16 protein-coding genes are annotated in these 13,573 nt (G+C 44.5%); 5 read left to right on the top strand and 11 right to left on the bottom strand.

Going from position 1 to position 13,573, the window contains the following annotated elements; genetic code table 11:
• Nucleotides 1-23: 23 nt before the first annotated feature.
• Genes AB1K91_RS08560 through surE form a run of 4 tightly spaced genes read right to left on the bottom strand, consistent with a single transcriptional unit; the run spans nucleotide 24 to nucleotide 4,640 of the window.
• The gene (locus AB1K91_RS08560; RefSeq protein WP_413089373.1) at nucleotides 24-1,097 is read right to left on the bottom strand and encodes an ABC transporter ATP-binding protein; all 1,074 of its coding nucleotides are present in this window, start codon (nucleotides 1,095-1,097) and stop codon (nucleotides 24-26) included.
• Nucleotides 1,094-2,800, bottom strand: a complete 1,707-nt coding sequence (locus tag AB1K91_RS08555; protein WP_413089372.1) for an ABC transporter permease — start codon at nucleotides 2,798-2,800, stop codon at nucleotides 1,094-1,096. Before AB1K91_RS08555 ends, AB1K91_RS08560 begins: the two co-directional genes overlap by 4 nt.
• 18 nt (nucleotides 2,801-2,818) lie before the next feature.
• On the bottom strand, nucleotides 2,819-3,838 hold the full coding sequence (locus tag AB1K91_RS08550) for an ABC transporter substrate-binding protein (protein ID WP_413089370.1): 1,020 nt from the start codon (nucleotides 3,836-3,838) through the stop codon (nucleotides 2,819-2,821).
• 13 nt (nucleotides 3,839-3,851) lie between these two features.
• Entirely contained in the window at nucleotides 3,852-4,640 is a 789-nt protein-coding gene (gene surE, locus AB1K91_RS08545) for a 5'/3'-nucleotidase SurE (protein ID WP_413089369.1), read from the bottom strand.
• Between the two features lie 525 nt (nucleotides 4,641-5,165).
• Here surE and AB1K91_RS08540 point away from each other — a divergent pair.
• Nucleotides 5,166-5,339, top strand: coding sequence for a hypothetical protein (locus tag AB1K91_RS08540; RefSeq protein ID WP_413089368.1), 174 nt, complete (start codon nucleotides 5,166-5,168; stop codon nucleotides 5,337-5,339).
• A 31-nt stretch (nucleotides 5,340-5,370) separates the two neighbouring features.
• On the opposite strand, the gene AB1K91_RS08535 is transcribed toward AB1K91_RS08540, so the two are convergent.
• The 6 genes from AB1K91_RS08535 to solA all read right to left on the bottom strand — a co-directional run bounded on the left by AB1K91_RS08535 (nucleotide 5,371) and on the right by solA (nucleotide 10,399).
• Nucleotides 5,371-6,150 carry a nucleotidyltransferase domain-containing protein gene (locus tag AB1K91_RS08535; protein WP_413089367.1) on the bottom strand — a complete coding sequence of 260 codons (780 nt, stop codon included), beginning with the start codon at nucleotides 6,148-6,150 and terminating at the stop codon, nucleotides 5,371-5,373.
• An 82-nt stretch (nucleotides 6,151-6,232) separates the two neighbouring features.
• The gene (locus tag AB1K91_RS08530; protein WP_413089366.1) at nucleotides 6,233-7,663 is read right to left on the bottom strand and encodes a murein hydrolase activator EnvC family protein; all 1,431 of its coding nucleotides are present in this window, start codon (nucleotides 7,661-7,663) and stop codon (nucleotides 6,233-6,235) included.
• A gap of 776 nt (nucleotides 7,664-8,439) precedes the next feature.
• A complete protein-coding gene (locus AB1K91_RS08525) occupies nucleotides 8,440-8,610 on the bottom strand; it encodes a hypothetical protein (protein WP_413089365.1) in 171 nt (56 codons plus the stop codon).
• A gap of 69 nt (nucleotides 8,611-8,679) precedes the next feature.
• Complete coding sequence (locus tag AB1K91_RS08520; RefSeq protein WP_413089364.1) at nucleotides 8,680-9,024, bottom strand: GNAT family N-acetyltransferase; 345 nt, start codon at nucleotides 9,022-9,024, stop codon at nucleotides 8,680-8,682.
• Between the two features lie 30 nt (nucleotides 9,025-9,054).
• Nucleotides 9,055-9,255, bottom strand: coding sequence for a hypothetical protein (locus AB1K91_RS08515; protein ID WP_413089362.1), 201 nt, complete (start codon nucleotides 9,253-9,255; stop codon nucleotides 9,055-9,057).
• 25 nt (nucleotides 9,256-9,280) lie between these two features.
• A complete protein-coding gene (gene solA, locus AB1K91_RS08510; protein ID WP_413089361.1) occupies nucleotides 9,281-10,399 on the bottom strand; it encodes an N-methyl-L-tryptophan oxidase in 1,119 nt (372 codons plus the stop codon).
• A 194-nt stretch (nucleotides 10,400-10,593) separates the two neighbouring features.
• Here solA and AB1K91_RS08505 point away from each other — a divergent pair, with 194 nt between their 5' ends.
• From AB1K91_RS08505 to AB1K91_RS08495, 3 genes are all read left to right on the top strand, one after another.
• Complete coding sequence (locus AB1K91_RS08505) at nucleotides 10,594-10,734, top strand: hypothetical protein (RefSeq protein ID WP_413089360.1); 141 nt, start codon at nucleotides 10,594-10,596, stop codon at nucleotides 10,732-10,734.
• Nucleotides 10,735-10,843: 109 nt separating this feature from the next.
• A complete protein-coding gene (locus AB1K91_RS08500; protein WP_413089359.1) occupies nucleotides 10,844-11,125 on the top strand; it encodes a hypothetical protein in 282 nt (93 codons plus the stop codon).
• A gap of 100 nt (nucleotides 11,126-11,225) precedes the next feature.
• Nucleotides 11,226-11,612, top strand: coding sequence for a hypothetical protein (locus tag AB1K91_RS08495; RefSeq protein ID WP_413089358.1), 387 nt, complete (start codon nucleotides 11,226-11,228; stop codon nucleotides 11,610-11,612).
• 30 nt (nucleotides 11,613-11,642) lie between these two features.
• Here AB1K91_RS08495 and AB1K91_RS08490 read toward each other — a convergent pair whose 3' ends face one another.
• Nucleotides 11,643-12,299 (bottom strand): reverse transcriptase-like protein, encoded by a 657-nt coding sequence (locus tag AB1K91_RS08490; protein ID WP_413089357.1) that lies wholly within the window; start codon nucleotides 12,297-12,299, stop codon nucleotides 11,643-11,645.
• Between the two features lie 153 nt (nucleotides 12,300-12,452).
• On the opposite strand from AB1K91_RS08490, the gene guaC reads away from it, so the two are divergent.
• Entirely contained in the window at nucleotides 12,453-13,436 is a 984-nt protein-coding gene (guaC, locus tag AB1K91_RS08485; RefSeq protein ID WP_413089356.1) for a GMP reductase, read from the top strand.
• Nucleotides 13,437-13,573: the final 137 nt, after the last annotated feature.

Below are 13,573 nucleotides of genomic sequence, written 5' to 3'. Positions count from 1 at the left end.
CTACGTCGGGGGAGTCCTGTTTGTTAACGAAAAAGTATTTTTTCACGGGAAACTGCTGTCTCCATTCCTTTGACTTGCAAGGTCAGCAAGTCCCCTTCACTCCATGATGGAACAGAGATAGGAAGAGATGCTTGGTACTCCTGGCCGTCTACCTGGATCACGTAATGCCTTTCCGTTCCTTGGAACTGACTGATGATGACTTCTCCTTTCAAGCCCTCTTCCTCTGCCGGCAGCAGCTGCCACTCTTCCGGCCTCACTGGATAAAGCTGCTGTTGTTTCAATTGCTCCGATACACCATTATCCTGCCAGCGATAGTGACTGCCAGCAGGAGTGAAGTGATTTCCTTCCCATTTTCCCGCTACTAAGTTTGCCTTGCCGACGAATGTAGCCACAAAAGGCGTTTTTGGGTGCTGATAGATTTCTTCCGGTGCAGCTGCCTGTTCGATCCGACCTTGCTGCATGACAAGTACCCGATCGGCCATTGCCAGTGCTTCTCCTTGATCATGCGTAACATAAATGATAGTCGCACCAAGCTTTTTATGTATCTGTTTTATTTCCTTTCGCATACTTATACGCAATTCTGCATCCAACGCACTGAGCGGTTCATCCATGAGCAGAATATCTGGTTTTGGGGCGATAGCCCGCGCCAGGGCAACACGCTGCTGCTGCCCGCCAGATAACGCTGCCGGATATCTTTTCCTAAACGATTCCATCCCGACAAGCTGCAGTACTTCTGTCACCCTGGCCGCTTGTTCCGCTGCTGTGCGTTTTTTTGAAAATCGATGATTCTTCAATGAAAAACGGACATGCTCTTCCACTGTCATATGAGGCCAAAGAGCAAAAGATTGGAAAACCATTCCTATATTTCGATCTTCAGGCTTGCTGCAGTATTTCGAATTGGCTACTTCCTTTTCACCGAATCGAATTGAACCTGCCGTAGGTTTCATAAAACCAGCCAGCAGCCGCAGCAAGGTCGTCTTGCCACATCCGGAAGGACCAAGTATGGCAAGGAATTCGCCGTCTCTAATCGTTAAATCTATCTGGCTCAAAGCAGAAGTTTTCCCATAGTGTTTTTCTAGTCCTTGCAAAGTGATCACACTTTCCTCCTCCTTTGTCTGGTTTTATGCTGCACAAATAGATAAGCAATGCCGCCAAGCAGGATCGCCAGTACGATCAATGACGAAAATGCTGTCGAATATGTACTGTAACCCGCTTGCTCGAAACTGAAGATGATAACCCCTACTGTTTCGGCACCGCTGGACCAAAGCAAGCTGGATACGGTGAGCTCAGTCAGTGATGTAAGGAACACGAGCAATGCACCGCTAAGGACACCTGGCAGGATCAAGGGCAGAACAATTTGTTTCCATCTCGCATATAGACTGGCTCCATTAGTCCTGGCCGCTTCTTCCATCCGTACATCCAGCTGACTGAAAGCTGTATGACTGCCCCGGAATTGCAAAACAAAGAAGCGGGTGATATAAGCGATCAACAGGATAGCCGGTGTACCATATACACCTGGGTACCATCCTGGCAAGGGCTGCATCCACATTAAAATGATGCAGAGCGCCAATACAGTACCCGGAAGTGCGTAAGGCATCGTAATCATAGCTTCCATCATTTTCGGCATCCTGCCTTGCTTATGGGATCGGTAATAAGCAAATAATGTTCCAAAAACCAAACAGATGATAGCTGTTATGAATCCAAGTGACACGCTGTTACGCAAGGAACGGAGCACTTTCTCATCCTCGAATAAGATGTAGCGGTAATTGTCCAAAGAAAGATTTTTCCATGTCAAGTCGACTCCGTATGCTTGAACGAGACTTACCGCTGCCATTGCCAAAAAAGGTACCAGGCTTGTACCTAAAAGAAAGACCCAAAGCAATGTCTGGAGCAGCCTTCGACGAATCGGCTGCAGCTGGATGCGAGGCTCATGGTCCGGTACAGTCGTTTCCGTGACTTTACTTCTTCGCAGGAACCACACTTGAATCAATGTGGCGGCTATGGCAACAATACCAAGCAGTACGGAAAGCACAGCTGCCCGACTGAAGGCACTCGGTCCATATCCGATGACCTGTTCATAAATATACGTACTCAGCACACGGATATTAGCCGGAATTCCAAGTATGGCAGGCACCCCGAAATTATCCAGATTGGAAAGGAACGCAAGCAGCCCGCCGCTGCAGATTCCCGGCAGCGCCATCGGCAAAATCACTTTTCGCCAGCAGGTAAAGCGTGAAGCTCCCGAAACAAAAGCAGCAAGTTCTGCATCACGGGGGATTCTGCGAAACACTTGCACAGTCATCAAATAAACAAGCGGATAATGCGAAATTCCGAGTACGGAAATAATGCCTCCTGAACTATACAGATTAGGTATCAGCCAATCCGGCAGACTTCCAAGCGGGCCTGAATTGCTGAAAAACTGCACCCATGCAAGCGTCGTGATATAAGACGGGATGATGAAGGGCAGATAGATGAATAGCTGCATCATCGACTTGCCGCGCACGTCTGTGTATGCCATGACCGCAGCCATCATTATCCCCAGAAACATGGATATAACCGTGCTGCCTGCAACGATATAAATTGTATTCCCAAGCGTTTTCCACGTAACGGACTCTTGCAGCACTTCGGAATATGCACCTACAGAAAAACTCTCTGCAGAGGTGAAACTCATGAAGACAAGCCGGACTATCGGCAGCAGGAAAAAGAAGATAAGTATCAGCAGCCCGATAAGGACGGGGAACTTACAAAAGACAGTAGGTGTACCTTTTTCCAACTGCCTTGATTTCATCGTTAGTTGCATGAGTCGCCCTCCTTCTGCTTACTTGCCGAATAGATCCTCAAATTGCTGTTTATCTTTATTGCGGGATGTGTACAATGCTTCTGTATCTGCCTGCAGTACTGTCATTTCCTCATAAGTTTTCAAGCCCTCAGGTGCTTCGATTCCTTCCCGGATCGGTGTATATCCCAAATCCGCTGCCAGTTTCTGGCCTTCATCAGATAAGACATAGTCGACAAACGCTTCTGCTGCTGCAGCATTATCTGTATCTTTCGTAATACCAATCGGTTCGGTGATGACCGGAACACCTTCCTCCGGGTAAACGAGCTCGACCGGAGACCCGTCAGCTTTTGCTCTGGCCGCGAGATAGTCGACGATGACACCATAGCGTTTCTCACCAGAGGCAACGGATTTCAACACATCTCCATTTCCTTTTACGACGGCAGTTTCTTGGTCCTTCAGTTGTTCGTAGAACTCCCATCCAAAGTCTTCCTGTCTGGTCAATACACCAAGATTGTAGGCTGCAGCCCCCGAATACAGCGGACTAGGCATGACGATTTCTCCATTTGCATCGGCTTCTGTCAAAGCACTCCAGCCAGTCGGGATATCCCCGGATTCGGTATTGGCGACAATACCAGTTGCCATGATTTTCGTACCTGTATAATAGTGATCTTTATCCTCGAATTCATCCGGTACTCCATCCAATTCTCCTGATTCGTACGCCTGCAGCATATCCTGTTCCTTTAAATCTTCAAAAGTCACGCTATCTGCTACAAGCAGGACATCCGCCTGTACGCCGCCAGCCATCTTCTCGGCATTCAGCTTGGAAATGACCTCCTCCGTACCGGAACGATACGTTTCCACTTCCACTTCCGGGTAGCGTTTTTCAAAACCCTCTATCAACTTTTGTGCATCGGCATCCGGCTGGGATGTATAGAAGCTGAGCGTACCGGCGATTTCTCCATCAGCAGCACCAGCACTGCTTCCTGCATCCTCTTGTCCGCATGCTGTCAGTGCAAGCAATGCAGTTCCCATAAAACCAGCCATCCATTTTCTTTTCATCCCAATCTCTCCTTTATTCCGATGTATTCGTCTCCATGGACTTGAACCAACGTTCAACTTGTTCCTGCTTTCGCTTGTAATGCGTGCGCAATTCAATCGGTGAAACCGTTATGTACCCTTCTTTGAGCAAAAGATAATCGCTGGTTGGATGGAAAGCCGCAAGCTCCTGCAGCTGATCCTTCAGCCAATAATAAACTTCCCCATGAGGATCATGCAGACCAACAAAACGATACCGCGAAACACTCATGTCCATCGGAATCACTTGAATTCCTTTGAATTGGCGTTTGTCGATATTCGGCAGATTGACATTCAAAAAGCCGACCGATTTCGTTTTATGCTGGAGCAGGACCTCAGCAACCTGATAAAAAAGCGTCTTTACTTTCGAATAGTTCACATGTTTCAAAGAACTGCTGTTGAGACTGACGGAAGCTGCCGGAATATTATAAAGGGAAGCTTCAACCGCAGCAGCCATTGTACCGGAATAGTAGACATCCCGCCCCAGATTCGGTCCAGGGTTTACTCCTGAGAAAAGGAAATCCGGTTTCTCCGGAAGCAGCACTTCCACTCCAAGCTTGACACAATCAGCTGGAGTTCCATTCAGGCTCCAAGCGCCTGCCACCCCTGGGAAGTGGTACATTTCCTTGACTCGGACAGGCTGTCGCACTGTGATGCTAGGATTGTATGTGCCGAACTCCTGATCCGGGCATACAACATACACTTCACCGAAATGCTGCAGTGTCTCGATCATCGCCTCCACACCTGGAGAGAAAATGCCATCTTCATTGGTGACCATAATCTTCATGTGATACCCCCTTTGCTTGAGCAGCTTCAAAGCCTCCCAGTGCGTTCTGTACTGACTGATCCCGAGGCTCACATCTTGCGAACATTGACGAAAATTGATTTACCTTCACAGCATTGCTCCTTTCATTTGTTCCTATATTGTTAACTTTACAAGCTGTTTATGAAGCTGGTGTTTAAAGTAATGTGAAGTTATGTTTAATTGTTGTAAAAAGTAAGATTGTTTGGAAGAAAACACAAAAGCTGTCAGATTAACATTCCTTCATAAAAGAAGATTTCATAACGTAAATAATTTACAATTCTTATATAAATTATTGAAATAAAAAGGACATTCCTACAACTTAGAAATGTCTCATGAATAAGGTGACTTTTTACCCAATCCTCTCCATACATCTTCGATTAAAATGCAGATTATACTAAATTTCCACAAAATCTCAATGGTATATTCGATATATTCTGTATACAATCACTTTAACCTATGAGAAGATGGAATCAGAAACATAATCCAATAGGTAAGGAAGTGTGTTCGATGCTCTATAAAATTGTCCGAGAAGCGAACGGAACGAAAACCTACCTAAAACATTCCAATTCAACTTCAGATATGCTGTTCCGCAACGAGACAGAAGCGACAGATTTGATGCAAAAGCTTAATGCACAGACGAAAAGTGAAATCCGATGGTCGGTTCAAGCTTGTATAGATTAGAAGCCATATCCCAGATGGGATATGGCTTCTTTTACGTATTAATTAGCAATTCATCTGTTATCAACTTTTGATACAGCCGGTAAATGATCCTTCTTTCTTTTCCTCGTAAATGTTCTTCCAAAAAGATTCGTTCTTTTTCAAGTAATCGGAGGATAGCAGCCACTGCCTTAGAATGCCCTTCTGGCGTCACGTTTTCCAAAACATCGGTTAACTCGTCAAATATAAGCGACGGGAGAAGCTGTTCTGCCCGTTTCAAACCGAGCTGGGCACGCTCAGGATTATGATGATGCAGCAGCATTCTTGCCAGCGGCTCTGTCACCTGTTGCAGCATGGCGGCTGCCCACACTCCATTGCTACGAAGTGCTGCCTTGCGATACTGGAATAAAAACCAGATAAGATCGATTACCTGATCGCCATATTCCTCATCAGTCATTGTAAGTTTTTGTGTCGCTCTGTATTTTTCCAGCAACTGCCAAGGATCATAAAGAACTAGGAAATAGTCACTTTGCTTGAATGACTTTTCAGTGACAGTGAACAAATCAACATGCAGCAGGTTATCATACACAATAATCAGCTGTGGTGCGATGATGACTAGCTCTTCACTATATAGAACATCCTTATAAGCCGAAAGCAGGGCCAATCTTTTTGGCAGGAATTTTGTTACGTCTTTTTCATCAACCAAACAATATAAATCAATATCCGAATACAGATCATCTTCTCTCCGCCCGAATGACCCTTTCACGAAAACAGCTTTGACCTCCTCTTCATTTGCGAGGATATCCACCAACTCTTTCAATGCTGCTTGCTGCATCTAGCATCCCCCTTTTCCATATATTCCTACAAGCTTATACTAACTAACAAAAAAATCCAACACCCATGGGTGTTGGATTTCATCAGTTCAAATACGGTATTGGATTCACTGCATTCGATTTGCTTCCATTCCAAGGACCTGTGTGCAATTCGAAATGTAGATGCTGCCCTTGAGACATACCCGTGTTCCCCATTGTTCCAATCTGCTGACCTTGGGACACGCGCTCACCTGTACTTACATGCATAGATGTCAAATGGGCATATACCGTTGTATATGTTTTACCATCAATGGAATGGGTTACAAAAATTACATTTCCATAGCTGGAAGAATAGTAGGCCCGTGACACTGTTCCAGAGGCTGCAGCCCAAATCGGCACATTGGAACCGCGTTTGGCAATATCGATTCCGTAATGGAATGTGCCCCACCTTGGACCAAAACCAGACGTGATGCCACCCGGCGCCGGAGTGATGAAAGTAGCATTGGTCGCAGGAGCCTGAGAGGTTTGCTTCTCTTGTTTTGGCGCAGAATACGTCTGCGATGGCGATGACTTGGACGCTGTCTTCGTGTCAACCGGTTCCTGCTTCGACTCTGGTTTTGCCGCCTGTTCACTAGCAGCGGATGCAGCTGCTTTTTCCTGTTCCGCCTTTGCCGCTTCCTCTTCAGCCGCCATCCTGGCAGCTTCTTCTTGCTCTGCACGCTGACGCTCTGCTTCTTTGCGGGCTTCTTCCTCTGCCTTTTGTTTATCACGGTATGCTGCTTCAGCCGCAATCGCTTCTTCCTGCGCCGCAAGCAAATCAGCTTCCTCGCCTAAACTGATAAGCTCCTCGGATGTAACATCGTATTCTTCCATGACATCCGCAATCAGCTTGTCCTTCTCTTCCTGCTGAGTCGTCAAAGTCTGCTTTGTCTCTTCCAAAACAACTGCCTGTTTCTCTGCACGTTCAAGTTTTGTCTGATGTTCGGATTTCTTCGATTCGACGTCTTTCAAATCCTGCTGCTGCGCTTCCATCAATTCCTGATCCGCACCCATGATAGTGCTGACAGCATCTACTCGATTCAGGAAATCCGAGAAGCTCTTGGATTCCATGATGACATCCAAATAACTTACTTGCCCGCCGTTTTTCTGCAAAGAATGTATCCGATCCTTCAGTAAGCCATGCCTTTCTTCGATGCGGACTTCCAAATCGGCGATTTCACTTTTCAGCGTTTCAATATCCTGCTCCAATCCAGAAATTTCTGATTCCGTATCTTCCAGCTTGGTGTTCGTTTCACCGATTTCACCATCTATTTTTTCAAGCTCAGAGCGGAGTTTTTCTGCAGCAGCCTGTAAATCGTCCTGCTTCTCTGCTTTTTCGGATTGTTCCTTATCGTTCTCCGATTTTTTCCGTTCGACTTCATTTCGTTGTTCATCCAAATCTTCATAGGCGTATGCAACATTTCCTGATACCGGCAAGGCTAGTGCAGCAGTTCCGATCACTGCAGCCAAACTGATATGCAGCCATTTTTTTCTCAATTTTGTTCCCCCTGTGAATCTATCATTTATTGGTTTTCATAGCCCTGGTACGATTAATCTGTAATGAAATAGAAAATAAAGTAATCTCCGGAAATAGTATACTATACGAAAGTGTGACAAAACATTACAATAATATTTCAATTAAGCTATCTATAATAAAAAATATTACGTCTACTGTAGAAAAACAAAAAAGCATGCACCATTTTGTTGCCGCTAAACTTGCAACAGCGGGTCGAAATGGCCAAAGATAGTTCTCCCTGCAATGGAGGTATGTATGAATATGCCCGAGTATATATAGACTCCCCAGCACTACTTTCGCAAGTCGATAGGCATAGAGTATTTTACTGAAAATAATCAGTACGAACTTGCAACCTATTCTTTGGCTCTACTACAATAGGAAAGTATTAAATGAAGAAGCTTTTTTTCACTTGTACTTATCGGCACAATTGTGGTCAGCGGATTACTTGGATACGACGAATTGAAAAATACTGTGGCAAAAGAAGGAGACGCTGGAACTATGATTTTCACGAAAGAGCCTGGGCCATAACTAGCCAAACGCATTGAAAAAGATCGCCCTCACCGATTTTGGTGATCACGATCTTTTTTTATTGATTGTTCTTTTGAAAATTGTATAGTTAACCGCAAGAAAGGTGAATCCTAATTCGTTTTCTACCTTCTCTTTTAAACGAATGAATGCATTCATAAAAAAATAGGCAGGCATCTCCGAGAATTGGAGATGCCTGCCTATTTTATGGGATTTTGCCCTAACCCCTTTGTCAAATAATAAATAATACAACGAATGACACGATATAAATAAATGCCAAAAATATTGCTAAGATGGTGAAAGGCACCCGCATCTGCTTACTCTTTACAGCTCCGTAAACCAAGAGTCCGACAGTAAGCAAAGCAACTGCCATGATCAGAATCAAACGCACGCCTGGTGGCATGATACAGCATCTCCTTACAAATAATCTATTTCTTCATTATAACATGTTAAAGAATCCCTTTGCTTTGATTTATGTCCATTCTTTAACAAAACGGCTGCATACATGCGCTCTGCTATGCTCCTGCTTCTGCCGTTCAATGTCTGCTCCCGTGTAATGGGCGTACGTATAGATTGCTTTGAAAGGAGGCTTTAATGATCCTGTCACTTCACCATTTTCCAGAAATACTTGGAGATAAGGCGCTCCCTGCTTGAATCCTTCTTTCTTATACCAATTACATATCCAATCATCATCTCTCGTCCAAGCTTCCAAGTACGTGATACCATACTGCTGCAACTTTTCGACTGCTTTTTTCAAGAGCATTGCCGCCACACCTTTTCTTTGATGATCTGGATGTACAGCTATGTTCCATAACATGGCACCGGCTTGGTTGGAAAAGGTACAAAATTATTTGGCTCGATTTTCCATTTCTATATCCAATAAGCCAATGACAACATCATTTTCCAATACAACAAGTTCCAAAGAAGGATTATCATACTTTGGCTTTGCTTGGACTACATCATCAAAATAAGCTGTATGTAAAAATGCCAAGACTCGGCAGCGCAGCCAACTTTCTTCGTACTTTGATGCATACGCTTTTACTTCCATCTATACCTCCTGTAGTTAAACAGTTTCAGAACCTTTCCAGCCGAAAAGGCCACATATCCACTGTCGTGTCTTTGTCCATTGCCATCTCACTCAGAGCTTCGCCTACAGCACTCGCAAATTTGAATCCATGACCTGAAAAGCCAAGAGCGAACATGACTTGAGGATGCTCCGGATGATGATCGATGATGAAATCTTCATCTGGTGTCATGCTGTACATGCATATTTTCCCTTCTCGCAGGCGGAATGTCCCATTGCCCATGAACCGGGATAGGAAGCCTAACAGCTCTTCTGTGTCTCCATTGTGGAAAGGAACTCCTTTTTGGTCCGGATGGATCGGCATGCCGGTGTCATGTCGTCCGATTTTCAGTCCAGTACCATCGATATCCGGAAATCCATAATACGTACCCATTTCTGTATCAAAACTGAAACAAGGAAACTTGCTTTCTCGGAAACTCTCATCTGCATGCAGCCAAGCAAACGTCTTACGGATAACAGTAATCGGGAGCTGCAGCCCTAGCTGCAATAGCACTTCCCTACCCCACGCTCCAGCTGTCACGACCAGCTTCTTTGCCTGGTATTTCGTCTCTTGTGTTTTCACCTCGACAGTGCCTTCGTTGATTTGTACCTCTTGTACACGCTGCCCGCCCGCTAATACAGCTCCATTAGAAGCAGCCAGCGCGGCATAACCGTTCAAAATCTGATTCGTCCGCAGATAACCTCCATCCTTTTCGTAGACGCCGATATAATTGTCTGGAACGGTCAATCCCGTCCATCGTTTTTGCAGCTGTCGAGAAGAAAGTTTTTCCACTTGCAAATCGTATTTATCTCCACTCTTCCATACATTTTGGATGAAAGGGCTCCACTCTGGCCCGCTGTTCAGTACCCCTGTTCCCACTAAGATGGATTGACCGATTGTTTGCTCCAGATCCTTCCACAATTCTTTGGAACGGAGCGTAAATGGTACATATGCTTCGCCTTCTCCGTATGCATAACGGATGATCCTTGTTTCGCCATGGTGGCTGCCATGAACATGCGGAGGATGATAGCTGTCCACCATCAATACCTTCTGCCCTTTCCTTGCCAGCTGATATCCAGCACTCAATCCCATTGTTCCTGCTCCAAGTATGATGACATCGTATAACATTTGTTCACCTCTGAAATTCTGATGAATCAAGCATAAACAAAGAGGAGTTCGCAAACAAGCTCTAGAAACATAATAGTTCCGGTAAACAAGCTGCATTTTGCCTAGTATAAAGGATGCAATTATGTGCCATCATACTGGAAGTGATAACAAATCCGGGTAGTAGAGAAATCCTATGGAAGGGGAGAGCAGATAAAATGGATTATCAATTGGACAAGGCTATCAAATATATTGATAAAACACTGGCGGAGGGGCAATTTGATCCGATGATGCGGCAGGAAATGCTAGAAATGAAAAGTATGCTTGAACGAGTCGCAAATCAGGAGAAAAGTCCCTGAAACGCCTCTACATCAACGTTTTCAGCATAACTGGCACTGGTTGAATTAACAGAAACTATCCATTATAGTTATTTCTGTCATTATTTATTTAGTTCAGGAGTGATTGTGAATGGAACCTCAACAAATGCAAAATCAAAACAACGGCCAAATGAGGATCATGCAGTGGGTATGGACATTGGTACTGACGGGAATTCCAATTGTCAATATCATCATGCTGATCATTTGGGCCGCTGATCGAGCAAATCCGAGAAGGAATTATGCCATTGCCACGTTTATCGTTATGGCCGCACTTATCGTCATTTATTTCATTATCTTCATGATTTTCATGATCATTGGTGTTGCTCTAATCCCAGATACAGATCCAACCTATTCTGACACCTACTATTATTAAGAACTTGTCAGAAAGTTAGCAATTCTAACGCTAGCCTTCTAAAATCTGCGAAAATATCATATGATAGAGGTTGCAGACAATAATAGAGGAGTTTTTAGTCGTGACAGTACTTACGAAAACCGAAAGTCTGGATAAAGTTCTTGCTGAGATGAACATGCGTTCCAAGAAAAAACGTGCACGCAAAAAGTTCATCAAGCAGGCAATGCAACAGCTGGCAACTGAAAATCAAACAGTAGCAGCTGATACGCCAGCCGAAACTAAAGCAGCATATGCTTATGATAAGCTCCCTGTAGGATTCATGATCAAAACTGGTAAACAGCACTTCCCTGAAGAAGCTGTCTTCCGTTTCTATTACAATCAGAACCATCCGCAGGAGTATAAAAACAAGGAATTGCTGACAGAACGTTTCCAGACATTAGTGGAAGCAGCAACTGGTTCAACCAAAACTAGTTTGACTGAAGCTATCAATCAACAGACTTCCAAATAAAATGACCGCCCGGGCCTTTGCCTTGGGCGGTCATTTTTGAATCGTGCTGTCGATTTGAATATCATTCAAAGCTTGGCTCGCAAGCTGATCGGCTTCTTTGTTCTGCTTTCTCTCTATATGGACATATTGCACCGTAACACCGAGCCCTTTAACTTCCTCATCCACTTTATCCGCCCAATATTTCAACTCCTTTTCATACATCGGCCACTCCTCTGCCATCTGATTGACGACGATGCGGGAATCCATGTACACCTCGATTTCCTGGTCTTTCACACTCAATTCTTTTAATAAACGGATGGCAAAATGCAATGCGGCATATTCTGCTTCGTTATTGGAAATCATCTGTTCCATCGCTTGATTGCGACGAAGCCGGAATTCCTGCTGATTTTGTTCGTAATAGATAACGCAGCCTAGACCAGCTCTGCCTGTTCCTTTATCAAATCCCCCATCTGCATATATCCGGACATGATGCGGCTCTGTCTCCAATTCCTTCATGTACCTTCTCAGTTCTTTTATAGACCATTCCGTCTCATACTGATCTAAAACTTCAACTTTAGGAACCCTGCCGCTCTGCTGCATATCTTCCATGAGCAAAAGCACAGCTCCTGCCGGCAAATAATCCGATAGGAATTCTGCTTCCGTGCCTTTGGATGTGCGGTACATCATTTTCATACGTAGTTTCATCATGTCACTCCTCGTTCCTATTCTACCCCATCTGCTCATTTTTTTATTTTTTGAATAAAAACCTTTGCTTTGTTTTCAGAATTATTGTATAGTACCAAAGGGCGAACAAAACAAAAGACTACACTAAAAATAATTCGCCTTTAGAGGGGTATAACCATGGAAAATGTATTTGATTACGAAGATATTCAACTAATTCCCACAAAATGCGTAGTAGACAGCCGTTCACAATGTGATACTTCTGTTACACTTGGAAACCATACATTCCGTCTGCCTGTCGTACCGGCAAATATGCAGACGATCATTGACGAAAACATTGCCGCTTATTTGGCAAAAAATAATTATTTTTATGTGATGCATCGCTTCGAGCCAGAAACGCGGGAAGCATTCATCCGTAACATGCAGGAACAGAATCTGATTGCCTCCATCAGTGTTGGCGTCAAAGAAGAAGAATATGGATTCATCGAGTCACTGGCAAGCAAGTCTTTAATACCTGAATTCATCACGATCGACATTGCACACGGTCATTCCAATTCCGTCATCCGTATGATCCAGCATATCAAGAAACACTTGCCAGATAGCTTTGTCATCGCCGGAAACGTAGGTACGCCGGAAGCTGTACGTGAACTGGAGAATGCTGGCGCAGATGCTACGAAAGTTGGAATCGGACCTGGTAAAGTTTGTATCACGAAAATCAAAACAGGTTTCGGAACTGGCGGCTGGCAGCTTGCTGCATTGCGCTGGTGCGCAAAAGCAGCAAGCAAACCGATCATCGCCGACGGCGGTATCCGCACACACGGCGACATTGCTAAATCAATCCGCTTTGGCGCATCGATGGTCATGATCGGCTCCTTGTTTGCCGGCCATGAAGAATCTCCTGGTGAAACGGTCGAGAAAGACGGCAAACTTTATAAAGAGTACTTCGGATCTGCATCCGAGTTCCAAAAAGGTGAAAAACGCAACGTCGAAGGTAAGAAAATGTTCGTCGAGCATAAGGGATCCCTTCAGGATACATTGACAGAAATGGAACAGGACCTTCAGTCTTCCATTTCCTATGCTGGCGGTACGAAATTGGATGCCATCCGTAATGTTGATTATGTTGTCGTTAAAAACAGCATTTTCAACGGAGACAAAGTATATTAATCAAATGAAAGCTGCTGGGGAACTCCCGGCAGCTTTTTTATCTGCAAAACGTTTCAGCCCAATCATCTCGCTTCTACGCCCACTATTGATAATCATTCTCATTGACTGTTCCTCAAAATTCTGGTAGCGTTAAAGAA

The organism is Terribacillus jepli (genome assembly GCF_047228925.1).
Lineage (GTDB): Bacteria > Bacillota > Bacilli > Bacillales > Amphibacillaceae > Terribacillus.
Note: the sequence above shows the minus strand (reverse complement) of the source record. Positions and strands in the feature narration are given on the sequence as shown.